This window comes from Streptomyces sp. NBC_00028 (assembly GCF_045041065.1).
Classification (GTDB): Bacteria; Actinomycetota; Actinomycetes; order Streptomycetales; family Streptomycetaceae; genus Streptomyces.
Window position 1 is genome coordinate 1613822 of the sequence record NZ_CP108293.1, and the last position, 23813, is coordinate 1637634.

Annotated in this window: 18 protein-coding genes; 7 read left to right on the top strand and 11 right to left on the bottom strand. The window is 71.3% G+C overall.

The features are described from left to right. Positions 1-55: 55 nt before the first annotated feature. Together OG885_RS07090 and OG885_RS07095 are read right to left on the bottom strand one after the other, a co-directional pair. The gene (locus tag OG885_RS07090) at positions 56-1699 is read right to left on the bottom strand and encodes an ABC-F family ATP-binding cassette domain-containing protein (RefSeq protein ID WP_405727715.1); all 1644 of its coding nucleotides are present in this window, start codon (positions 1697-1699) and stop codon (positions 56-58) included. A gap of 62 nt (positions 1700-1761) precedes the next feature. Continuing rightward, positions 1762-2784: an oxidoreductase gene (locus OG885_RS07095; RefSeq protein ID WP_405727718.1), complete on the bottom strand. Its 1023-nt coding sequence runs from the start codon at positions 2782-2784 to the stop codon at positions 1762-1764. A 265-nt stretch (positions 2785-3049) separates the two neighbouring features. Here OG885_RS07095 and OG885_RS07100 point away from each other — a divergent pair, with 265 nt between their 5' ends. Continuing rightward, entirely contained in the window at positions 3050-3988 is a 939-nt protein-coding gene (locus OG885_RS07100) for an FAD-dependent oxidoreductase (RefSeq protein ID WP_405727721.1), read from the top strand. Between the two features lie 60 nt (positions 3989-4048). Here the strand turns inward: OG885_RS07100 and OG885_RS07105 are convergent, their stop codons facing one another. After that, entirely contained in the window at positions 4049-5752 is a 1704-nt protein-coding gene (locus tag OG885_RS07105; protein ID WP_399964607.1) for a BCCT family transporter, read from the bottom strand. A 91-nt stretch (positions 5753-5843) separates the two neighbouring features. Continuing rightward, positions 5844-7790 carry a Xaa-Pro dipeptidyl-peptidase gene (locus OG885_RS07110; protein ID WP_405727724.1) on the bottom strand — a complete coding sequence of 649 codons (1947 nt, stop codon included), beginning with the start codon at positions 7788-7790 and terminating at the stop codon, positions 5844-5846. A 182-nt stretch (positions 7791-7972) separates the two neighbouring features. On the opposite strand from OG885_RS07110, the gene OG885_RS07115 reads away from it, so the two are divergent. After that, entirely contained in the window at positions 7973-9466 is a 1494-nt protein-coding gene (locus tag OG885_RS07115; protein WP_405727727.1) for a M1 family metallopeptidase, read from the top strand. Positions 9467-9603: 137 nt separating this feature from the next. After that, complete coding sequence (locus OG885_RS07120) at positions 9604-10491, top strand: arginase family protein (protein ID WP_405727730.1); 888 nt, start codon at positions 9604-9606, stop codon at positions 10489-10491. A 339-nt stretch (positions 10492-10830) separates the two neighbouring features. On the opposite strand, the gene OG885_RS07125 is transcribed toward OG885_RS07120, so the two are convergent. Genes OG885_RS07125 through OG885_RS07135 form a run of 3 tightly spaced genes read right to left on the bottom strand, consistent with a single transcriptional unit; the run spans position 10831 to position 13325 of the window. Continuing rightward, positions 10831-11319 carry a hypothetical protein gene (locus OG885_RS07125; protein ID WP_405727733.1) on the bottom strand — a complete coding sequence of 163 codons (489 nt, stop codon included), beginning with the start codon at positions 11317-11319 and terminating at the stop codon, positions 10831-10833. Between the two features lie 28 nt (positions 11320-11347). Next, on the bottom strand, positions 11348-11827 hold the full coding sequence (locus OG885_RS07130; protein WP_405727736.1) for a macro domain-containing protein: 480 nt from the start codon (positions 11825-11827) through the stop codon (positions 11348-11350). Positions 11828-11867: 40 nt separating this feature from the next. Beyond that, entirely contained in the window at positions 11868-13325 is a 1458-nt protein-coding gene (locus OG885_RS07135) for an amino acid permease (RefSeq protein ID WP_405727739.1), read from the bottom strand. A gap of 225 nt (positions 13326-13550) precedes the next feature. Between OG885_RS07135 and OG885_RS07140 the strand changes: the two genes are divergently transcribed. Next, the gene (locus OG885_RS07140) at positions 13551-14273 is read left to right on the top strand and encodes a MerR family transcriptional regulator (protein ID WP_405727742.1); all 723 of its coding nucleotides are present in this window, start codon (positions 13551-13553) and stop codon (positions 14271-14273) included. On the opposite strand, the gene OG885_RS07145 is transcribed toward OG885_RS07140, so the two are convergent. Continuing rightward, a complete protein-coding gene (locus tag OG885_RS07145) occupies positions 14250-14975 on the bottom strand; it encodes an SDR family NAD(P)-dependent oxidoreductase (RefSeq protein ID WP_405727745.1) in 726 nt (241 codons plus the stop codon). The two genes, OG885_RS07140 and OG885_RS07145, sit on opposite strands and share 24 nt — an antisense overlap. 136 nt (positions 14976-15111) lie before the next feature. On the opposite strand from OG885_RS07145, the gene OG885_RS07150 reads away from it, so the two are divergent. The 3 genes from OG885_RS07150 to OG885_RS07160 all read left to right on the top strand — a co-directional run bounded on the left by OG885_RS07150 (position 15112) and on the right by OG885_RS07160 (position 18751). Then, a complete protein-coding gene (locus tag OG885_RS07150; RefSeq protein ID WP_405727748.1) occupies positions 15112-16146 on the top strand; it encodes an ABC transporter permease in 1035 nt (344 codons plus the stop codon). A 63-nt stretch (positions 16147-16209) separates the two neighbouring features. Further along, complete coding sequence (locus OG885_RS07155) at positions 16210-17277, top strand: sugar ABC transporter substrate-binding protein (RefSeq protein WP_405727751.1); 1068 nt, start codon at positions 16210-16212, stop codon at positions 17275-17277. Between the two features lies 1 nt (position 17278). Further along, a complete protein-coding gene (locus OG885_RS07160; RefSeq protein ID WP_405727754.1) occupies positions 17279-18751 on the top strand; it encodes a sugar ABC transporter ATP-binding protein in 1473 nt (490 codons plus the stop codon). Positions 18752-19063: 312 nt separating this feature from the next. On the opposite strand, the gene OG885_RS07165 is transcribed toward OG885_RS07160, so the two are convergent. The 3 genes from OG885_RS07165 to OG885_RS07175 all read right to left on the bottom strand — a co-directional run bounded on the left by OG885_RS07165 (position 19064) and on the right by OG885_RS07175 (position 23787). Next, complete coding sequence (locus tag OG885_RS07165) at positions 19064-19804, bottom strand: IclR family transcriptional regulator (protein ID WP_405727757.1); 741 nt, start codon at positions 19802-19804, stop codon at positions 19064-19066. Positions 19805-19865: 61 nt separating this feature from the next. Beyond that, a complete protein-coding gene (locus OG885_RS07170) occupies positions 19866-21494 on the bottom strand; it encodes a thiamine pyrophosphate-binding protein (protein ID WP_405727760.1) in 1629 nt (542 codons plus the stop codon). A 94-nt stretch (positions 21495-21588) separates the two neighbouring features. Continuing rightward, positions 21589-23787 (bottom strand): 3-hydroxyacyl-CoA dehydrogenase NAD-binding domain-containing protein, encoded by a 2199-nt coding sequence (locus OG885_RS07175; protein WP_405727763.1) that lies wholly within the window; start codon positions 23785-23787, stop codon positions 21589-21591. Positions 23788-23813 lie beyond the last annotated feature (26 nt).

Consider the following 23813-nt stretch of genomic DNA (forward strand, 5'->3'; position numbering starts at 1 on the left):
GGTTGGTGGGGAACTGCGGGCCGGTTGTGGCTGGTCGCGCAGTTCCCCGCGCCCCTTACGGGGTTTCCGTCACCTTGCCCGCACTGACCTCCAAGCGGCGGGTCACCCTCACCGCATCCAGCATTCTGCGGTCATGGGTGACCAGGAGCAGCGTGCCCTCGTAGGCATCCAGAGCCTGTTCCAGCTGCTCGATGGCCGGTAGGTCCAGGTGGTTGGTCGGCTCGTCCAGGACCAGGAGGTTGACGCCTCTGCCCTGGAGCAGGGCCAGCGCCGCTCGGGTGCGCTCACCCGGGGACAGGGTCGCCGCCGAGCGCAGTACGTGGTCCGCCTTCAGGCCGAACTTGGCCAGCAGGGTGCGGACCTCGGCCGGCTCGGTGTCCGGGACGGCCGCCCCGAAGGCGTCCAGCAGCGACTCTTCGCCGTGGAACAGCTTGCGCGCCTGGTCGACCTCTCCGATCAGGACGCCGGAGCCGAGCGAGGCCTGGCCGGCGGTCAGCGGCACCCTGCCCAGCAGTGCGGCCAGCAGGGTCGACTTGCCGGCGCCGTTCGCGCCCGTCACCGCCACGCGGTCCGCCCAGTCGATCTGGAGGGAGACCGGGCCCAGGGTGAAGTCGCCGCGCCGTACCTCCGCGTCGCGCAGGGTCGCCACGACCGACCCCGAGCGGGGCGCCGAGGCGATCTCCATCCGCAGCTCCCACTCCTTGCGGGGCTCCTCGACCACGTCGAGCCGTTCGATCATGCGCTGGGTCTGGCGGGCCTTCGCGGCCTGCTTCTCGCTGGCCTCGCTGCGGAACTTGCGGCCGATCTTGTCGTTGTCGTTGTTCGCCTTGCGGCGGGCGTTCTTGACGCCCTTGTCCATCCAGCCCCGCTGCATCTGCGCCCGGTCCTGGAGGGCGGACTTCTTGTCGGCGTACTCCTCGTAGTCGTCGCGCGCGTGCCGCCGGGCCGTCTCGCGCTCCTCCAGGTAGGCCTCGTAGCCACCGCCGTAGAGGTTGATCTGGTTCTGGGCGAGGTCGAGTTCGAGGACCTTGGTGACGGTGCGGGTGAGGAACTCGCGGTCGTGGCTGACGACGACGGTGCCGGCCCGCAGACCGCTCACAAAGCGTTCCAGGCGCTCCAGGCCGTCGAGGTCGAGATCGTTGGTGGGCTCGTCGAGGAGGAAGACGTCGTAGCGGGACAGGAGCAGGGAGGCGAGTCCGGCGCGGGCCGCCTGGCCGCCGGACAGGGAGGTCATCGGCTGGTCGAGGTCGACGCTCAGGCCGAGGGAGTCGGCGATCTCCTCGGCGCGTTCGTCGAGGTCAGCGCCGCCGAGGTCGAGCCAGCGCTCCAGGCTGGTGGCGTAGGCGTCGTCCGCGCCGGGCGCGCCGTCGACGAGGGCCTGGGTCGCCTCGTCCATGACGCGCTGGGCCACGGCGACGCCGGTGCGGCGGGCCAGGAACTCCCGGATCGTCTCGCCGGGGCGGCGCTCCGGTTCCTGGGGGAGGTGGCCGACGGTGGCGGTCGGCGGGGAGAGCCTGAGCTCGCCTTCCTCCGGTGCGGTCAGCCCGGCGAGCAGCCTGAGCAGGGTGGACTTGCCGGCGCCGTTGGCGCCGACCAGCCCGATGACGTCACCGGGTGCGACGACGAGGTCGAGCCCGGTGAACAGGGAGCGGTCGCCGTGGCCGGCGGCGAGGTTCTTGGCGACGAGGGTGGCAGTCATCAGGGGACCGATTTTAGCGAGGCCGGCCGGTGGGTCCGCCGCGGCTTCTCAGCGCCTTCCCGTCAATGGGCCATCGCCTCCACCAGCACGCTCCCCGACGTCCGGGCGACCACGAAGGCCTCCCCCTTCACCGCCTTCGCGTCCAGGGCGATGCGATGCCGGCCCGCCTCCAGGACGCCGTCGAAGACCTCCTGGGCGTGGGTGCGGAAGAACCGGTCGAGGCGGTACGCGGTGAGCCGTACCCGGCAGGGCGAGGTGACCTCGACGCCCGCCTCGCCGTCGGCGGCGACCAGGCGGGTCAGCCGGCGCTGTTCCTCGGGGCTGCGGTCGAGGGCGTGTTCGATCTGGGCGACGAGGAGGGGGACGATCGGGGCGAGTCCGTTCACGTAGGTCACGTCCACGCCCGCGCGGTCGAAGGCGTGGCGCACGGAGGCACGCTCCGCCTCGCCGATCGCCCGTCCGAAGGCGACGGCTCCGTAGCCGCGCAGTTCGTCGGCGGGGACGCCGTCGGCGTCGTGGGCGATGTCGGCGCCGATGCCGATGGTGCGCAGGGCGGCGGCGAGCTTGGCGAGGAGCGCTACGCGGGCGCCGATCAGCAGGACGCGGCGGGGCCGGCTCGCGGTGCCGGGGGCGAGCAGGGAGTCGAGGGCCGCGCGGTAGTCGGCGCCGTGGAACCGGAAGGGGCCGATCCCGTGGTAGCCGTTGAGCTGGAGGTCGGCCCGCTCGTCGGTCTGCCAGGCGAAGTCCCGCCAGATGTAGTCGGCGCCCTGCCGCTCGATGACGGCGGTGACGGCTCCGCAGGCGAGGTCCTCGCACTCGGGGCAGCCGTAGATGACATAGCGCCCGCCCGGAAGCGGGGCGTCCGTCTCCAGGAGGAGACTGCGGACCTGGGCGGTGAAGATCGAGGGTGGTACGTCCGAGGCGAGTGGGGAGACGGCGTCGAGGTCGGAGAGCTGGAAGAGCAACGGTCGTCCGTCGACGATGAAGTCCACGAAGTCGCGGTGGACTTGGTAGTCACCGTTGACGAGGACTCCACCGGCACGCATCGCCGGTGCCAGGCCGAAGGTCGCGTACTCGGCAGACATGCTGCGAGTATTCCCGCAGCAAGCGCCCTCTGAGCACGGCATGGCACATTCCGCTAGGGCCTGTCCGGCGGATCAGGACGCAGGAAAGCCACGCCAGCCTAATGTCGCAGGTGAGCGGGGTCTGGTGCGTGCAGCTGCAAGGCGGAGGAGGGCGGCGACGCGGAGCGTCGGCAACCGACGACAACGCGGCAGATGTGCGCGCCAGACCCCGCGTCTGCGGCATGATCCGCCGGACAGGCCCTAAGTTTCGGTCGTGGACGGTGAGATGAGCGGCGAAATCGTGGTGGTCGGCGGTGGTGTGGTCGGGCTGACGACCGCCGTGGTGCTGGCCGAGCGTGGGCGTCGGGTGCGGGTGGTCACCCGGGACCCGGTCGAGCGGACCACCTCGGCGGTTGCCGGGGCGCTGTGGTGGCCGTACCGGATCAGGCCGGTCGCGTCGGCGCGCGCGTGGGCGCTGCGCTCGTTGGACGTGTACGAGGAGCTGGCGGCGGACCCGGACCGTACCGGCGTACGCATGGTCGAGGGAGTGCTGGGCGAGGAGGAGCTGGACGACGGGTTCGGCTGGCTGACCGCCCGGCTGCCGGGGCTACGGCCGGTCACCGCCGAGGAGTACGCCGGGACCGGACTGTGGGCGCGGCTGCCGCTGGTCGACATGGCGGCGCATCTGCCGTGGCTGCGGCGGCGGTTCGTGGCGGCGGGCGGGGTGGTCGAGACGCGTACGGTGCCCGATCTGGCGGAGGTCGAGGCGCCGGTGGTGGTCAACTGCACGGGGCTCGGGGCGGCCGAGCTGGTGCCGGACCCTTCGATGGTGCCGGTGCGGGGGCAGTTGGTCGTGGTGGAGAACCCGGGCATCCGGACGTGGGTGGTGTCGAAGGGCGCCGACGGGGAGATGGCGTACTTCTTCCCGCAGCCGGGGCGGCTCCTGCTGGGCGGTACGGCGGTCGAGGGCGAGTGGTCCACGGAGCCGGATCCCGACGTGGCGGAGGCGATCATACGGCGGTGTGCGGCGCTGCGGCCGGAGATCGCGGGGGCGCGGGTGCTGGATCATCGGGTGGGGCTGCGGCCCGCGCGGGACGCGGTCCGGCTGGAGCGTGAACTCCTGGCGGACGGGCGCGTGCTGGTGCACAACTACGGGCACGGCGGGGCAGGCGTGACCGTGGCGTGGGGGTGTGCGCAGGAGGCGGCGGAGTTGGCCACTCCCTGAAGCCCGCGCCGCGGGGCTCGGGGAACCGCACGACCCGTCCCCGCCGGCCCGCGGCGGAGCCTAACCGTGGTCGTGACCCAGTGGGTCGCCCTCCGTCTCCGTACCGGCCCCCGGGCCGACGCGGATCTCGAAGTCGCCGTCGTACCTCTTGTGGCCCTCGATGACCGCGAGTTCGACGGCCTCGGAGCCCATCTCGCCGCGCACGATGACCGGGTCGCGGCGCAGGTCGCGCATGAGGGCGACGCACATGCCGATCATCACGAGGACGAAGGGCGCGGCGGCCAGGATGGTGAGGTTCTGCAAGCCGGTGAGGGCGTCGCCCTGGCCGCTGCCCACGAGCAGCATGATGGCGGCGACCGCGCCGGTGACGACGCCCCAGAACACCACGACGAACCGGCCGGGTTCGAGGGCGCCCTTCTGGGAGAGCGTGCCCATCACGATGGAGGCGGCGTCGGCGCCCGAGACGAAGAAGATGCCGACCAGGATCATCACCAGCAGGCTGGTGGCGGTGGCGATGGGGAACTCCTGGAGCACGCCGAAGAGTTGGCCCTCGGGTGTGTCCTCGCCGGCGAGTGCGCCGCCCTCCTTCAGCTTCATCGCCGTACCGCCGAAGACGGCGAACCAGATCAGGCTGACCGTGCTGGGGACGAGGATGACACCGCCGACGAACTGGCGGATGGTGCGGCCGCGGCTGATGCGGGCGATGAACATGCCGACGAAGGGCGTCCAGGAGATCCACCAGGCCCAGTAAAAGACGGTCCAGCTGCCCAGCCAGTCGGCGACGCCCTTGCCGCCGCTCGCCTCGGTGCGGCCGGCGAGCTGGGGCAGGTCGCCGAGGTAGGCGAAGACCGAGGTGGGCAGCAGGTCGAGGACGATGATCGTGGGCCCGGCGATGAACACGAACACGGCGAGGATCAGCGCGAGCACCATGTTGGTGTTGGACAGCCACTGGATGCCCCGCTCGACGCCCGAGACGGCGGAGGCGACGAAGGCCAGCGTGAGGACGGCGATGATCGCGACGAGCAGGCCGGTGCTGACGTCGTCCATCCAGTCCAGCTCCTGGAAGCCGGAGCCGATCTGGAGAGCGCCGAGGCCGAGGGAGGCCGCCGAGCCGAAGATGGTGGCGATGATCGCGAGGATGTCGATGACCCGGCCCACGCCGCCCTCGGCGTGCCGCTCCCCGATCAGCGGGGTGAACACGGCGCTGATGGTCTGCCGACGGCGCTTGCGGAAGGTGCTGTAGGCGATGCCGAGTCCGACCACCGCGTAGATCGCCCAGGGATGCAGCGTCCAGTGGAAGAGGGTGGTCGCCATCGCCGTCTCCATGCGGTCACCGGAGTCGGCGGGGTTCGTGCCGGGTGGCGGGGTCGTGTAGTGGGCGAGGGGTTCGCTCACGCCGTAGAACATCAGACCGATGCCCATGCCCGCGCTGAACATCATCGCGACCCACGACACCGTGCGGAACTCGGGCTCCTCGCCCTCCGCGCCGAGGTGGATGCGGCCGTAGCGGCTGACCGCGAGCCACAACGCGAAGACCACGAAGCAGGAGGCGGCCAGCATGAAGGCCCAACCGCCGTTCTTGATCAGGCCGTTGAGCATCTTCGTGGAGACGTTCTCCAGCGAGTCCGTCGCCGTGGAACCCCAGATCACGAAGGCCACGGTGATGACGGCGGTGACCCCGAACACCACGCGGTCGGTGGTGTGGTCGCGGGGAAGGCCCGAAGAACCCTCCCCGCCACCCCTTTTCTTCATGTCTTCCGTCATTTGCGGCACCTTCTCCCGAAACCCATGGATACGGCCTACCACAGGTACCGCACATGACCCGGTTTTCAACAGTCGATGTCGGATTACTGCATTACTGGGGGACGCGCTGGACGGATCGCGGCGCCTGGACACCGTCGAGTTCCGTGGTCTCGGGTACGGCGGTGACGGCGCCGTCGGTGGCGTGCGCGAAGGCCCGGGCGCCCCCGACCAGCGGGACGCTCGCCTTCGTGCGGGACAGGTCCAGCGTGAGCGTCGGCATGGTGGACGGTGGGTCGATCAGGTCCCTGTCCGTGCCCGCGACGATCAGGGCGAGCCGGTGGCCGGCCGGGACGACATGGTCGGTGGCGGCCAGGTCGAGGGTGATCGTGTACGCCTTGCCCGGGGTGAGCGCAACGCCCTTGCCGGGGTCGGCGTAGGTGCCGAGGTCGGCCCAGCCGCGGCTGACGACCTCGTAGTCGACGTCGGCGGTCTTGGCCTGGGTCGCCTTGAAGCAGGCGCTGTCACCGGCGGTGCTGACACCCCAGCAGGTGCGGTCGGTGAGGGTGCTGATGCCCTCGCCGCTCGCCGCGTAGTCCCGGATGGTGTTCGGGCCGAGGTCCACGAGGACGGCGGAGAGATGGGCCGTCGAGGTGGTGGGCGTGGCGGTGACGGTGACCTTCGAGGAGCCGGAGACGCGCAGGTCCTCGGTGAGCGCGCCGGTGGTGAAGCCCGCCTTGTCGGGGGTGGAGGTGTCGATCTGCGCGGCCCAGTCGGTCTCGCTCAGCGCCGGGTTGTCGGTGAAGGTCTCGGTGCCCCGAGCACGGGAGACGCCGAGGGTACCGACGCCCGGCTGGGTGCCCTGGGCGGGGCGCAGGGTGGTGGTGCTGGTGCCGCGCGGGGGCCAGATCTTGGAGGTGACCCACTGGTCGGGGTGGCGTTCGATGTCGGCCATCGGCTCGCGGTCGATGCCGTTGTCGTAGCCGAGGAGTTCATGGTCGAACCAGCGGTGCAGGGTGTCGACCCATGCCGCCCGGCGGAAGTCGAAGGGGTCGACGTGGCCGGTCTGGGAGAGCCAGATCTTGCGCTCGACACCGTTCTTGGCGAGGGCGTCCCACCACTGGCCGAGGTGCTTCATCCGGACGTTGAGGTCCTGCTGACCGTGGATCGCGAAGACGCTGGCCTTCACCTTGGCGGCGTTCTTGACGTAGTCCCGCTCGGTCCAGAAGCCGGTCCAGTCACCGGTGCGCGGGGCGCCGTCGACGATCTTCTGCTGCACCGCGGCGCACTTGGCGCGGGCGTCGGGGCTGTCGACGTAGTCGGAGAGCCAGTCGGGGCCGGAGTCGTAGAGCGGGGCGCCCTGCTGGAAGTAGTAGTCGTACCAGGAGGAGATGGCGCTGATCGGGACGATCGTCCTCAGCCCCTCGACGCCGGTCGCGGCGACACCGTTGGCTATGGTGCCGTCCCAGCTCTTGCCGATCATGCCGGTTCTGCCGTTGGTCCAGCCGGCCTTGGCCTTGGTGGTGCCCGCACGGCTGGTGTACGCCTTGGCGCGGCCGTTCAACCAGTCGACGACGGCCTTGGCGGAGAGGATGTCCGAGCGGCCGCCGACGTCCACGCAGCCGTCGGAGCGGTTGGTGCCGGCGAGGTCGACGCCGACGAAGGCGTAGCCGCGGGGCACGAAGTAGTTGTCGTAGAAGAGCGGCATCTGGACGACGTCGCCCTGGGCGTCGTACGTCTTCTTCTGGCTCTCGTTGCCGCGCCCGCAGCAGGAGTAGTACGGGCTGGCGTCCATGATGACCGGAACCTTGCGGCCCTGCGCGGCGGGTTCACGGGGGCGGACGATGTCGACGGCCACGCGGTCGTTCTTGCCGTCGCCGTCCCCGTCGAGTCCGGTGTCCACCCAGACGGCCTCGCGGACGGCGTTCTCGTAGGAGTAGACGGGTTGGCTCTCACGCGGCGCGGCCTGTGCGGCGGCGGGGGTGAGGAACGTGGCCAGCAGGGCGGCGGTGGCCGCCGTCGCGAGCTGTCTCCAGATCGTGAAGCGCGTGCGTATCGGCATGCGCGGACGGTACAGCTGTCAACTCCCGTGCAAAAGAGGGCCGTTTGCCATACAGGGGGCGCAACGTCGGTCATGACGGCCGAATGGCGATCGTGTGACGGCTGCGGCCATGGACATGCCTGGGTCCACAGGGACTGAATAGGCTCCGAACAGACTTCGTGCCCCTACGACTTGGAGCTTTCGTGCACCGCAGAATCATCGCGCCGGGCGCACTCGCTGCCGCGTCCGTCCTGCTGGCGATCCCGGCATCGGCCGCGAGCCACTCCCCCGGCGCCCCGGGCATCGGCGACCCCTACTACCCGGACTACGGCAACGGCGGATACGACGTCTCCCACTACGACCTGCGGCTGAAGTACCAGCCGGCGACGGACGAGCTGGAGGGCACCGCGACCCTGCTGGCCCGCACCACACAGGACCTGTCCCGCTTCAACCTGGACTTCCTGCTGGACGTCTCCGAGGTGCGGGTCAACGGCGCGAAGGCGTCGTTCACCGCCTCCGGCGAGCACGAGCTGGAGATCACCCCGAAGTCGCCGCTGGCGAAGGGCGCTTCGGTGACCGTCGTCGTGCGGTACAGCGGAGTCCCGTCGTCCAAGCAGGCGTACGGCTTCACCAGTTGGCACCGCACCCCGGACGGCGGGGTCGGCGCCAACGAGCCCGAGTCGGCCTGGTGGTGGTTCCCGAGCAACGACCACCCGCTCGACAAGGCGACCTATGACGTGTCCGTCCTGGTGCCGGACGGCAGCCAGGCCATCTCCAACGGCACGCTCCAGTCGACGAGTTCACGCCTCGGCTGGACCCGCTACAACTGGCGGTCCGACAAGCCGCAGGCCACCTATCTCGCGACGCTGGCCGTCGGCAGGTTCGACATCACGACCGGGACCACCGAGGGCGGTGTCCCGGTCGTCAACGCCTACAGCAAGGACCTCGGCGCCAACGACGGCGCCGCGCGGGCCAGCATCGAGCGGACCGGTGAGGTCGCCGACTGGCTGAGCGAGTACTTCGGGCCGTATCCGTACAACGCGCTCGGCGGGTACGTCCCCAACACCACCACCGGGTACGCGCTGGAGACGCAGACCCGGCCGTACTACAGCCCGCGGCAGTTCGCGAACGGCTCCAACGTGTCCGTGGTCGTGCACGAGCTGGCCCACCAGTGGTACGGGGACCTCGTCTCCGTGTCCGGGTGGAAGGACATCTGGATCAACGAGGGCTTCGCACGGTACGCGCAGTGGCTGTGGTCCGAGCACGAGGACGAGGGCACCGCGCAGGAGCTCGCGGACTACGTGTACGCCTCGCACCCGGCCGACGACCCGTTCTGGACGGTGAAGCCCGGTGACCCCGGTCCGGAGAACCAGTTCGACATCGCCGTCTACGACCGGGGCGCGCTGGCCCTCCAGGCGCTGCGGAACGAGATCGGTGACGACGCGTTCTTCGCGGTCCTGAAGGGCTGGCCGCAGAAGCACGCGTACGGCAACGCGTCCGTCGCCGACTTCCGGACGTACGCGGAGGAGGTGTCCGGGCAGTCGCTGTCCGTGTTGTTCGACACCTGGCTGTTCCAGCCGACGAAGCCGGCCGCCCCGGCGGCGCGGACCGCCTCGATCGCGGGGGCCTCGGCCGCACCGGAGCAACCGAGGTCGTGGAAGAAGATCGCGGCGACGAACGACGTGCACGAGCACTAGAAGGGGTACTCGGCAGGTGGCGTGGGGCGCCTCGCCGGACGTGGGCGCTGCCGCGCTCCACGCCCTCTTGCGGTCTACGGTGGGCCCACGTCGCCGGACGCATGGGCCCGCCGGCGCCGCCTGACGAGGGAGTCGGAGTGCGGGACGTCGCGATCATCGAGGCACCGTCCGTGCTGGGGCTGCGGCCGACCGGCGTCGAGGAGCTGCCCCGGGCACTGCTCGACGCGGGTCTGGCCGACGGTCTGGGCGCGGTGCGGGTGGGCAGCGTCGAGCCGGGCCCGTACGACCCGGAACGGGACCCGGAGACCGGGGTGCTCAATCCGGCCGGGATCGCCGAGCACGCCCTGCGGCTGGCCGGCGCGGTGGGCGAGGTCCTCGACGCCGGGCGGTTCCCGCTGGTGCTGGGCGGCGACTGCAGCATCCTGCTCGGCAATCTGCTCGCCCTGCGCCGCCGGGGACGCCATGGGCTGCTGTTCCTCGACGGCCACACCGACTTCTATCGACCGGAGACGGAGCCGGCCGGCGAGGTGGCCTCGATGGAGCTGGCCCTGGCCACCGGTCGGGGACCCGCCGCCCTCGCCGATCTGGACGGGCTCGGGCCGCTGGTGCGGGACGAGGACGTCGTCGCCCTCGGGTTCCGGGACCAGGCGGAGGCGGCGGTGTTCGGGATGGAGCCGCTGCCGGAGAAACTGCACGCGCTGGACCTCGACCGGGTGCGGGAGCTGGGGGCGGGTGAGGCGGCACGGCATGCGGTGGAGGCCTTGACCGGTGAGGGCGGCGGGGCCGGGTACTGGGTGCATCTCGACGTCGACGTGCTGGACGACGCGGTCATGCCCGCCGTGGACTACCGGCTGGACGGCGGGCTGAGCTGGGAGGAACTGGAGACCGTCCTGCGCACGGCGCTGTCCGGCACCGGGGCGGTGGGACTGGACGTCACGATCTTCAACCCGCGCCTCGATCCGGACGGGAGCACGGCGGCGAGACTCACGGAGTGCCTGCTACGGGCGTTCGCGGCGCAGGGCTGAGCCGGGTTGCCGCTGTGCGTTCGCGGCGCAGGGCTTAGCCGACTGCCGGAGGACGTTCACGGCGCGGGGCTGAGCCGGTTGCCGTAGGACGTTCACGGTTACGCTTGCCCGGGTTGCCGCTGTGCGTTCGCGGCGCAGGGCCGAACCGGTTGCCGCAGGACGTTCACGGCGCGGGGCTGAACCGGGTTGCCGCAGGCGTTCGCGGCTGCGCTTGCCCGGGTTGCCGCTGTGCGTTCGCGGCGCAGGGCTTAGCCGACTGCCGGAGGGCGTTCGCGGCTCAGGGCTGAGCCGGTTGCCGCAGGCGTTCGCGGCGCGAGGAGTAGATCCGGGGGCACCCGGTCACATGGCGTCCGTCGCCCGCCTCGGCGCCTGCGGCCCCACCGGCTCGCCCAGCACCCGGCTCGCCAGCTCCGTCGCCAACTCGGGGAGGGAGTCCTGGAGTTGGGTTCGCGCGGTGGCCAGGTCGGCGTCGATGCGGGTGGTCGCCCGGGCCAGGAGTTCGTCCCGTTCGCGGAGGCCCTCGGCGCGGGCCGCGGCGATGAGCGCGGCGCCCTCCGCCTCGGCCCGCTGACGGGTGCGGGCCGCGTCATGGCGGGCGTCGGCCAGTTCGGCCTCCGCCTCGGCGCGCTTCTCCTCGGCGAGCGCCCGGAGCCGCTCGGCCCGCGCGGCGACTCCGTCCGTGGCCTGCTCGCGCGCCGCCAGGACCCGGTTCATCCGGCGCAGCAGCGGAACCAGACAGAGGAAGCAGACGGCGAACAGCACCACCCCGACCGCCAGGTCCTGGACCTGAGGGTTCAGCGGTCCGATCTCCACCGGAACGAGGTCCATACCGCCGCCTCCTCGCGTTGCCGTCCCGTCAGTCGCCGTGGTCGTAGACCGTGACGGCGATCCCCCGTCGTATCAGCCGCTCGGCGATCAGCGGTTCGACGCGGGACCACTTGCCCCCGGCCAGTCCGCACCCTATCCGGGGCATGTGGACCGAGGCGCCGAGTTCCACGGCCCTGTCGGCGAGCCGCCCCAGCGCCGTGTCGATCGCCTCGTACCGGACGGGGACGCCCTTGCTGCCCGTGCGGATGCCGCGCTGGCCGACCAGGTTGGCCACCCACACATACGGCTCGACCTGGATGAACTGGGCCGCGCCCAGCCCGAAGTCGTTCCCGGCCCTGCCGCGGTGCCAGGCGCGGTACGCCGCCTCCGGCTCCGGCCAGCGGTGCGAGAGGGCGAGCACGAAGCCCTTTCCCCATCCCCCGATGTCGTTGCAGACATGGGCGATCACCTTGACGCCCTTCACCGAGGGCACGGTGGCGTCACCCCGGACGTAAGTGATCTCCGACATGACGCCACCGTAGGCGCCGCCACTGACAACGGCCTCCGAATTACCCCGTGAACTCGGTCAGCTCCCGGTCCGCCGTCCGCGCCACCCGGCGCCGCACCGCGAACCAGCCGCTCACCAGCATCGCCGCGATCACCGGGATCAGCAGCAGGGTCTTGCGGCCGACCTCGGGGTCGTTCGCCATCATGCCGAGGCAGGCCAGCAGGAAGACGATCGTGGTGATCTCCGTGACTGGGCTGAACGGGAGGCGGAAGGTGGGGCGGGTGACCAGGCCGGCCCGCGCGCGGCGGACGAAGACCAGATGGCAGACCATGATGATCACCCAGGTGCTGATGATGCCGAGGGAGGCGACGTTCAGCACGATCTCGAAGGCCTGGCTGGGCATGAGGTAGTTGAGGCCGACGCCGAGCACGCACACCGCGCAGGTGAGCAGGATGCCGCCGTAGGGGACCTGGCTGCGGTTCATGCGGGCGGTGAACCTCGGGGCCGAGCCGGCCGTCGCCATGGAGCGCAGGATGCGGCCCGTGGAGTACAGGCCGGAGTTCAGGGACGACATCGCCGCCGTCAGGACCACCAGGTTCATCACGTCACCGGCGCCCTCGACGCCGATCCTCGACAGGACCGTGACGAAGGGGCTCTCGTCGGCCGAGTAGACCGAGCCGGGGAGGAGGAGGGCGAGAAGGACGACCGAGCCGACGTAGAACAGACCCACCCGCCACATGATCGAGTTCACCGCGCGCGGGACGACCTTCTCGGGCTCGGCGGTCTCGCCCGCGGCGACGCCGACCAGCTCCAGGGCGGCGTACGCGAAGATCACGCCCTGCATGACGAGGACCACGGGCATCAGGCCGTGCGGGAAGACGCCGCCGTTGTCGGTGATGACGCTCGGGCCGGGGGTCGTGCCGCCCACCTGGTGCTGGGTGGCCAGCAGGAAGATGCCGACGAGCATGAAGCCGACCAGGGTGGCGACCTTGATGATGGCGAACCAGAACTCCATCTCGCCGAAGATCTTCACCGAGATCAGGTTCACGGCGAGGACCACGGCCAGCGCGATGAGCGCCAGCGTCCACTGCGGGATGTCGGTGAACAGGCTCCAGTAGTGCGTGTAGAGCGCGATCGCGGTGATGTCGGCGATGCCGGTGGTCGACCAGTTCAGGAAGTACATCCAGCCGGCGACGTACGCGCCCTTCTCGCCGAGGAACTCGCGCGCGTACGACACGAAGGAACCGGAGGACGGCCGGTAGAGGACGAGCTCGCCGAGCGCACGGACCACGAAGAAGGCGAAGATGCCGCAGACCAGGTAGGCGATCGCGAGCGCCGGGCCGGCGTTGTGGAGGCGTCCTCCGGCGCCGAGGAAGAGGCCGGTGCCGATCGCGCCGCCGATGGCGATCATGTTGACGTGGCGGGCCTTGAGGTCCTTGCTGTAGCCGGCGTCACCCGCGTCCGCGGGCGTCCGGGCCACCTCGGTGGCTGTTGCCGTGTCCACGGCGTCCTTGCTCACAGCGTTACCACTCTCTGGTGCGGGGGCGCCCGGGCGGATCGCGCGCGGGTGTCCTGACGTACGTATGGCCTGTGCGCTCGGTGGAGGCACAGACCAAGGGGCCACCTTCCCCCGAACCTCGCGCCTCACGCGGTGGCGGACCTCACACCACGGGACATGTCACATGATCGGCAGGGGGTGCTCACGAGGTTTCACAGCACTGGTGAGACAGCGATACTGCTGCACATGACGACCGACACCGCCGACACCGAGAAGCCGACCCTCACCGTCGATGAGCTGGCCGCTCAGGCGGGCGTCACCGTGCGCACGGTCCGCTTCTACAGCACCAAGGGTCTGCTGCCGCCGCCGGTGATCGGTCCGCGCCGGGTGGGGCACTACGGCAGGGACCATCTGGCGCGCCTGGAACTCATCGAGGAGCTCCAGCACCAGGGGATGACGCTGGCCGCGATCGAGCGGTATCTGCGGCAGCTGCCGCCCGACCTGAGCGCCCACGATCTCGCGATCCACCGCGCGGTCGTCGCCTCCTGGGCGCCGGACACGACCGAGACGGCCGAGCGACGGGAGCTGGAGCGGCGGGCGGGGCGACCGCTGGCCGACGACGACGTCCAGCGGCTCGCGGCGATGGGCGTCGTACAGCCCGACGGGGAGGACTTCCGCTTCGACTCGGGGCTGCTGCGGCTCGGCGTGCGGCTGCTCGACGTGCCGCTGTCCCAGGAGTCGATCCTGGCCGCGCGGAACGTGCTCGTGGAGCACGCGCGCGTGGCGGCGCACGAGCTGGCGGAGCTGTTCCGCGGCGAGGTGTCCGAGCGGGACACCGAGGACGTGCGGTCGCTGTCGGCCCATATGCACCCGATCGTGGTGCAGGCCCTGCTGACGACGTTCCAGCGGTCGTTGCGGGAGGAGTTGAGCGGGTGGGTGGAGCGGTCAGAGGTAGGCGGAGCCTCCTGACACGTTGAGGGTCTGGCCGGTCAGGAAGCCGCTGCCCTCGTCGACCACGTACAGCAGGGTCGAGACCAGGTCGGACGGCTCCTGGGTGCGCCGGACGGCCTGCCGGTCGCGGACGAAGGCGAAGCCGCCGTCGGCGCCGACGGTCCGCTCGGCGGTGGCGGTGCGGACCATGGTGGGTGCGATGGCGTTGACGGTGATGGCGTACGGCGCGAGCGCGGCGGCGAGGGCGCGGGTGAAGCCGATCAGACCCATCTTCGAGGCGACGTAGGGGACCATCGTGGGCGGCGCGGTGAAGACCGCCGCGGAGGCGATGTTGACGACACGACCCCACCCGGCTGCCTTCAGATGCGGCAGTGCGGCCCGGGTGACGAGGTAGGGGCCCTCCAGGTTGACCCGCATCACGCGGCGCCACTCCTCGGGGGTCGTCTCCTCGAAGGGCTTGGCGGGGTACACGCCCGCGTTGTTGACGACCACGTGCAGCGTGCCGAACCGGTCGACGACGCGCTCCAGTCCGGCCCCGATCACCTCCTCGTCGGCGACGTCGCCGACCAGTTCCAGGTAGTCGGGGATCCTGTCGGCGGTCTCCGGCTGCGGCACGAGGTCCAGCCCGGCGACCCGGTAGCCGCACCCCGCGAGCGCCACGGCGAACTCCTGCCCGAGGCCCTGTGCCGCCCCGGTCACCAGGGCGGTGCGCGTCTCCATGGGGCGAGTGTGCGGATCCGCCCCGCGGTGGGCAAGGGTGCATTCCACTCGCTGGAACGCCCGTGTTGCCGCCGACGTCGGTTGGGCCGACGCTGCGGGCGACCCCCAGCGCCAGACGTACCGGGAGCGGTGCCCGATGACCGAGACCGAGCGTGCCGTGGACGACGCCGAGCGCGCCCGCGATCCTCGACAGCCGCGTCTGCCGCGGCCGTTGACGTCTGTGTCCCGTCGGCTGGTGCGGGACGAACTGGGTGTGCTGATCGTGCTGGGGCTGCTGGTGGCCGGGATCGGCATCCCCTACCCGGACTTCCTCGACACCGACAACCTCCTGTCCACCGCGCACAACTCCGTCTACATCTCGCTGATGGCGTGCGGGATGGTCTTCGCGCTCGCGATGCGCGAGGTGGACCTGTCAGTGGGCGGTACGTACGCGATGGTGCTGGTGGTGGGGGCGTTGCTGGTGCGGGACGGCTGGGCGCCCTGGTCGGCGGTGCCGGTCATGCTGCTCACCGGCGTCGCGTGCGGGGTGTTCAACGCGCTGGTGACGACGGTGCTCGCGCTGCCGTCGTTCATCGTGACGCTGGGCACGCTCATGCTCTTCCGCGGGGTCGGGCTCGCGCTGGCCGACGGCAGACAGATCACCGATCTGCCACTGAACGACTCGTTCTTCACCGTCGCGGGCGGTGATCCGGGCGGGGTGCCGTTCGCACTGTGGGTACTGCTCGTGGTGGTCGTCGTGCTGGCCGTGGTCCTCGCCCGCACCCGTTTCGGGGCCCGAGTGCGGGCGATCGGGTCCAACCCCGACGCCGCCGCGTTCAGCGGCATCCCGGTCGTCCGTACCCGCGTCCAGGCCCTCGCCCTGTCCGGGCTCACCACGGCGTGCGCCGCCGCCCTCGCCCTCGCGTTCTACGGAGCCGGCGACCCGACTCTCGGCCAGGGCTACGAGTTGCAGGCCATCGCCGCCTGCATCATCGGCGGCACCCCGCTGGCCGGTGGGCGGGGCTCGGTGATCGGCGCGGTGGCGGGCGCGATGATCCTCTCCGTCGTCGCCGCCGGGCTCGTGTTCTTCGAAGTACCCATCAACTGGACGTCGTTCGCGACCGGTGGGGTCATCCTCGTCGCCGTCGCGGCGGACAGCGCGCTGCGCCGGAGCGGGCGTCGCCGTCGATGAAGTCGTGCCGCCGTCAATGAGCCGTATCGCCTGGATCGAGCCGTGGTCACCTGGGAGGCCCTGATGCAACGTCAATTCCGTACGGTGACCGCCGCGTTCGGTGTTCTCGTCCTGCTCGGAGCCGCCGGATGCGGTGACGGCGACAGCGGCGGCGGCAAGGGCGGCAAGCTCGACATGGGCATCGCGGTGGCCAACATCTCGCTGAACTTCGCCCACGAGATGGTGCTGGGCGCCGAGAGCGCCGCCGACCACGCGAAGAACGTCGACTTCCAGGCGGTCGGCCCGCCCAACACGGACGGCCCGGCCGAGGTGCAGCTGTTCCAGAACCTGACCGCCACCGCCAAGGACGGCATCGTCCTGGAGAACCTCGACCCGCCGATCTTCACCCGCCCCGCCGCGCAGGCCGTCGACAAGGGCATCCCTGTCGTCGCCCTCGACACCTCCCCCACCGACGGCAGCAAGGTCGGGTTCTACGTCGGCAACGACAACTACGCGCTGGGTGAGTTGATGGCGAAGGAGGCGCTGAAGCGGCTCGGCGACGACCCCGAGGGCGAGGTCGCGATCGGTGTGCCCAATCCGGGGACACCGGTGCTGGACAGCCGGGCCAAGGGCATCAAGGACACGTTCGTCAAGGAGGCGCCGAACGTCAGGATCGTCGGCCCCTTCCAGACGTACAGCGACCCCGGCCAGAATTACAGCGCGTGGTCCGCGCAGGTCAACGCCCACCCGGACGCACTGGCGTTCCTCGGTGTCGGGGACGCCGACAGCTACAACCTCGCCAAGATCAAGAAACAGAAGAACGGCAAGTGGCTGACGGCCGGTTTCGACGTCGACCCGAAGACCCTGGAGGCGGTCAAGGACGGTTCGAACTTCGTCGCCATCGACCCGCAGCACTTCCTCAAGGGCTACCTTTCCACGGCGATCCTGATCGACTCGGTCCGCGACAACGACGGGAAGCTGCCCGACGGATGGTTCCTCTCGCCCGGCGGGGTCGTCGACTCCTCCGACATCGACGAGATCATCGCCCGGCAGAAGTCCCCGGAGGCGGCGTACGACTGGTACAAGCCGACGATCGACAAGCTGCTCGGCGACCAGGACGCCCAGCTGCGTCCCCTGAAGGACGCGCGCTGAGATGACGTCGTACGACGACATCCTCGTGGCCCAGGGGCTGTTCAAGTCCTACGGCGGGGTCCGCGCCCTGGACGGGGTGGACATGCGGCTGAGCGGCGGCGAGGTGCACGCGCTGGTCGGCGAGAACGGTGCGGGCAAGTCCACGCTGGTGCGCGTCCTTTCGGGCACGCTGGCCGCCGACGACGGGTCGGTGCGGCTGGCGAAGGACACCCGGATCGCCACCGTCTCCCAGGAGTTGAGCCTCTTCCCCGACCTCACCGTCCGCGAGAACCTCTTCCCGTACCGTCCACCGCGCCGCTTCGGTCTGCTCGACCGGGGCGCCATGGACCGGGCGGCCCAGCCGGTCCTCGCCGAACTCGGCCTGGACGTCGACCTCGGCACAGAGGTCGGCGAACTCCCGCTGGCGGACCAGCAGTTGACGGAGATCGCGCGGGCGCTGCTGCGCCGACCCCGGCTGCTGATCCTCGACGAACCGACCTCGGCGCTGCCCGCGGCGGCCGTCGACCGGCTCGAAGGGGTGCTGCGCACCCTGACCGGGCGGGGTATCGCCGTCCTGTACGTCACCCACTTCCTGGAGGAGGTCATGCGCCTGGCCCAGCGCGTGACGGTCCTGCGGGACGGGCGCGTCGCGCTGGCCGGGGCACACCGTGCGGATGTCGACGTGCCGGAGCTGGTCTCGGCGATGCTGGGCGGCCGCCCCGAGCAGCCGGTGCGCCCGACGCGGACCGTGGTCGACCTGCCGCCGCCCGTGGTGCTGTCCGGGGTGAGCGTGCCGGGAAGCCTGACGGACGTGACGTTCACTGTGCGGGCGGGTGAGGCGGTGGGGGTCGCGGGGCTCCAAGGGGCGGGGCATCTCACGGCGTTGGAGGTGGTGTGCGGGCGTACGGCGGTGTCGGCGGGGCGGGGTGACATCGGCGGGCGCGGGCTGCCGCGCTCGCTGCGGGGCGCTGTCCGGGCGGGGGTGGCGTTCGTGCCGAGCGACCGCAAGCGGTACGGGTTGATGGTGGACCGCGAGGTGTGGGAGAACGCGACGTCGGTGAGCTGGCTGGCGCTCGGGCGGGGCGGCGTCGCCCCGTCACGCGGGGAACTGGTCCGGCGTACCGTCGAGTTGACCGAGCGGCTGCGGCTGCGTGGCGGACCGCACGATGTGGTGGCGCGACTGTCCGGCGGCAACCAGCAGAAGGTCGTCTTCGCCAAGTGGCTGGCCACCGAGCCGAGGATCGTGGTCCTCGACGATCCGACCCGCGGTGTCGACGTCGGCGTACGCGCCGAAATGCACCGGATCGTCGGCGAGTTGGCGGCCGGGGGTGCGGCGGTACTGATCGCGTCGACGGACCTCGCGGAGTTGACGGAGGTGTGCGACCGGGTGCTGGTGTTCGTGCGGGGGCGGATCACCGAGGAGGTGCACGGAGCACGGCTGACGGAGCACGCGTTGGCGGTGGCGATGCAGCAGGGGGCTTCGGCGGCGGGGTGAGGTGGTGGCGCAGGTCGGGCTGAGAGCGGTGGCGGAGGGGTGAGGTGGTGGCGTAGGTCGGGCTGAGAGCGGTGGCGGGTGGGCGAGGAGATGGGGCGCGTCAGGCCAAGAGCCGTGGCGGCCAGGCGAAGAGACGGCGCACGTCAGGCCGAGCCGCGACCACCGGGCGAAGCAGTGGCGCGCGTCAGGCCGAGAGCCGTGGCCGGCGGGCGAAGCAGTGGCGCGCGTCAGGCCGAGAGCCGTGGCCGGCGGGCGAAGCAGTGGCGTGCGTCAGGCCGAGAGCCGTGGCCCCCGGGCAGGTGGTAGTGGGCGTCACGCCGACAGTGTGCGGGTCAGTGCTCTTGCCGCCGCGCAGACTCTCGCCCCGATCCGGTCCACGTCCAGCCGTCTCGTCCAGCCGGTCACCGAGATCGCGGCGATCGGGCGTGATCCCCGGCCCTGGGCGTAGATCGGGGCGGCGACCGCCGAGACGCCGATCTCGGCCTCCTCCAGGTTGACGCCGTAGCCGCGGGCCCGGGTCAGGGCCAGGTCACGGGCGAGCTGACCGGGCAGGACGAGGGTGCGGGGGGTGAGACGGAGCAGGGTGCGGTGCGGTGGCCGGGGGTCCTGGGCGAGGAACACCTTCCCCGTGGCCGTGCAGTGGGCGGGCAGCCGGCCTCCGGTGCGGGAGACGATCGGGGTGGCGCGGCGGCCGGTGACCTTCTCCAGGAAGAGGGTGTCGGTGCCGTCGGGGACGGCGAGGTGGACGTTCTCGTGGGTCGCCTGGTGCAGATCGCCGAGATAGGGCAGCGCGGCGTCGCGCAACTCGCGGACGGACGGCGCGGACTGCCCGAGCACGAAGAGGCCGAGGCCGACGCGGTAACTGCCGTCGCCGGTGCGTTCCACCAGGCCGAGCCGGACCAGCTCGCCGATCAGCCGGTGCGCGGTCGGTTTGGGCAGCCCGGTGCGCAGCGCGAGTTCGGCGAGGGTGAGCGCGGTGCCGGAGTCTCCGCAGGCGCGCAGCAGCAGGACACCCCGGGCGAGCACCGACTTGGGCAGCGGACCGTCCGTCATGGACCGATGGTGGTGCCCCGCGCGGTTGGGTGACAAGGTGCGGGTGGCGGTGAGTGGCGGATCATTCGCGCAGCGGTACGTCGACCAGGAGCGGCCCGCTCAACTTCCCCGCGTCCGCCACCAGTTCCCGCAGATGGTCCGCGCTCTCGGCCCGGACGGCGTCCACCCCGAAGAAGGCGGCTGCCTGGGTGAAGTCCAGGTCGCCCAGTTCCGTTCCGGGACAGACTCCCTTGCCGCCCATCGCCGTGTAGGTGTCCTGGAGGGTGCGGTAGACGCCGTTGCTCATCACCACGAACAGGACGGGGGTCTGCTGATGTGCGGCGCTCCACAGTCCCTGGAGCCCGAACAGGGTGCAGCCGTCGCCGAGTACGGCCACCACGGGGCGCCCTGGCTCGGCGAGCGCGCGGCCGACGGCGGCGCCGATGCCCCAGCCGAGTCCGCCGCCGACGGTGTGGGTGTAACTGCCCGGGCGTTCGAGTCGTAGGAGTCGCCGGAGCAACAGCCCCACAGTGATGGCCTCCTCGACGACGACGGCGTCGGGCGGCAGACCCCGGGCGACGGCGTGGGCGGCCGCCCAGGGGGCGAGGGGGGCCGGTGAACAGGCGGCGCGGGCCGCGGACTCGGCGCGGTCGCGGTCGGCGGTGTGCTGTTGGCCGGCCCGCAGGACGCGGGCCTTGGCGGTGTGGTCGGGTACGCGGTCGCGCAGTAGGTCGGCGAGGCGGTGCAGGGACGGGGCGAGGGCGCCGACCAGTCCGGTGTCGGCGGGGAAGTTGCGGCCGATCTCGTCCGGGTCGGAGTCGAGCTGGACGACGGTGAGGCCGGGCGGCAGGGCGGGCCCTGGGGTGTAGTGGTGGGGGGTGAAGGCGTGCGCCCCGGCGATCAGCACCACGTCGTGGGGTTCGAGCGCGGCACGGATGGCGTCGTGGCGGGGTGGCAGCATCCCGGCGTACAGAGGGTGCGTGGTCGGGAAGTCGAGCCAGTCGGCCATGGGCTGGTGGTGCACGGTCGCCCCGCAGGCCTCCGCCACCCGGACCAGTGCCCCGACGGCGCCCTCGCGGCCGACACCGTCCCCGGCGACGATCGCGGGGCGGGCGCCGTCGCCGAGCAGGACGGCCGCGCGCTCGATGCCCGGGGCCGGGCCGAGCGGTGGGGTCGGGGTGCGGGCGGGGACCTCGACCTCGGTGTCCTCCGCGAACACGTCCATGGGGATGGACAGGAACACCGGCCCCGCGGGCGGGCGCATGGCGAGGGCGAAGGCGCGGCGGAGCGCCAGCGGGAGGTCGCGGGCGTGCTGGACGTCGTAGGCCGCTTTCACCGCGGGGGTCGCGAGGGCGACGAGGTCGCCGGAGAGCATCGGGTCCTGCTGGAGGTGGCGGCGGTCCTGCTGGCCCGCGGTGACGACGAGCGGGGTGCGGGAGCGGCGGCTGTTGAGGAGGCCGATGAGGCCGTTGGCGAGGCCGGCGGCGACATGCAGGCTGACGAAGGCGGGCCTGCCGGTGGCACGGGCGTATCCGTCGGCCATGGCGACGACGGCGCCCTCGTGCACGCCGAGGACGTACTCGGGGGCGTCCTCGGTCTCCGACAGGGCGGCCAGGAACGGGAGTTCGGTGGTGCCGGGGTTTCCGAAGATCCGGTCCACGCCCTCGCCGCGGAGGATGTCCAGAAAGGCGAGGGCGGGACGGGTTGCCATGAGGGCTCCTCGGTGGGGACGGGGACCGGGTCGCGGGTCAGCGTCTTCGCCGGGGGGCCGGAGGGGCAAGCGGGTCGTGTCGCTCAGCGGTACGTCACCGGGCGTCGGTGAACGTCTCTCCCTTCTCCGCCTTCTCCACCAGCAGCGCCGGCGGAGTGAAGCGGTCGCCGTAGCGCTCGGCGAGTTCACGCGCGCGGGCCACGAAGCCGGGCAGGCCGACACCTGCCCCGGCGCCGCCGTCGTAGCCGTTGATGTACTGGAGGACTCCGCCGGTCCAGCCCGGGAAGCCGATGCCGAAGATGGAGCCGATGTTGGCGTCGGCGACGGACGTCAGGACGCCCTCCTCCAGGAGCTTCACCGTGTCGAGGGCCTCGGAGAAGAGCATGCGTTCCTGCATGTCCCTGAAGGGGATCTCCGCGCCCTCGCGGGTGAAGTGCTCGCGCAGGCCCGGCCACAGTCCGGCGCGTTTGCCGCTGTCGTCGTAGTCGTAGAAGCCCGCTCCGCCGCTGCGTCCCGGGCGGTCGAACTCGTCCACCATGCGGTCGATGACCGCCTCGGCGGGGTGCGTCGGCCAGGTGCCGCCCGCCTCCTCGACGGCCCGCTTGGACTCGTTGCGGATCTTGCGCGGGAGCGTGAGCGTCAGCTCGTCCATCAGGGACAGGACCTTCGCCGGGTAGCCCGCCTGTGCCGCCGCCTGTTCGACCGACGCGGGCTCGATGCCCTCGCCGACCATCGCGACGCCCTCATTGATGAAGTGGCCGATGACCCGGGAGGTGAAGAAGCCGCGCGAGTCGTTGACGACGATCGGCGTCTTGTTGATCTGCCGGACCAGGTCGAAGGCGCGCGCCAGCGCCTCCTCCCCCGTCCGCTCGCCCTTGATGATCTCGACGAGCGGCATCTTGTCGACGGGCGAGAAGAAGTGCAGCCCGATGAAGTCGCTCTGGCGCTCCACGCCTTCGGCGAGGGCCGTGATCGGGAGGGTCGAGGTGTTGGAGCACAGCAGCGCGTCGGGCTCGACGATGTGCTGGATCTCCTGGAAGACCTTGTGCTTGAGCTCGGGGTTCTCGAAGACGGCCTCGATCACCGCGTCACAGCCCGCCACGTCCTGCGGGTCGGCCGTGGGCGTGATGCGGGCCAGCAGCGCGTCGGCCTTCTCCTGGGTGGTACGGCCCCTGGAGACCGCCTTCGCGCAGAGCTTCTCGGAGTAGGCCTTGCCCTTGGCCGCGGCCTGCGCCGACACGTCCTTGAGGACGACGTCGATGCCCGCGCGGGCGCACGAGTAGGCGATACCCGCGCCCATCATCCCGGCGCCGAGCACGGCGACCTTGCTGACCTTGCGCGGGGCGATGCCCTTGGGGCGGTTGGCGCCGGAGTTGACGGCCTGGAGGTCGAAGAAGAACGCCTGGATCATGTTCTTCGAGGTCTGCCCGGCGGCCAGTTCGACGAAGTAGCGCGCCTCGATGACCTGGGCCGTCTCGAAGTCGACCTGGGCGCCCTCGACCGCGGCGGCGAGGATGTTGCGCGGCGCCGGGTAGGGCGCGCCGTTCGTCTGCTTGCGCAGGTTGGCCGGGAAGGCGGGCAGGTTGGCCGCGAACTTGGGGTTGGCGGGGGTGCCGCCGGGGATGCGGTAGCCGGGCTTGTCCCAGGGCTGCTGCGACTCGGGGTTGGCCTCGATGAACGCGCGTGCCTTGGCGAGCATCTCCTCCTGGGTGGCGGCCACCTCGTGGACCAGGCCGTTGTCCAGGGCGCGCTGCGGGCTGTACTGGGTGCCCTGGAGCAGCACCTTCAGCAGGGCGTCGGTGATGCCGAGGAGGCGGACCGTGCGGGCCACACCGCCGCCGCCCGGGAGCAGGCCGAGGGTGACCTCGGGGCAGCCGATCTTGGAGCCGGGCGCGTCGAGGGCGACGCGGTGGTGGCAGGCGAGGGCGATCTCGTAACCGCCGCCGAGGGCGGCGCCGTTCATCGCGGCGACGACCGGCTTGCCGAGGGTCTCGATGCGACGCAGGTTCCGCTTGATGGCCAGGCCGCCGTCGAAGAGCTCCTGCGCGGTCTCCGGGGTGACCCGGATGAGGTCGCGCAGGTCGCCACCGGCGAAGAAGGTCTTCTTGGCGGAGGTGAGGATGATGCCGCGGATGGAGTCCTTCTCGGCCTCCAGGCGGTCGGTGACGTACGCGAGGGAGTCGCGGAACGCCTGGTTCATGGTGTTCGCGGACTGGTCCGGGTCGTCGAGGACGAGCGTGACGACGCCGTCGCGGTCCTGCTCCCAGCGGATGGTCGTGGACTGAGTGCTCATGTGGAGGTGCTCCGTGTGATCCGTCG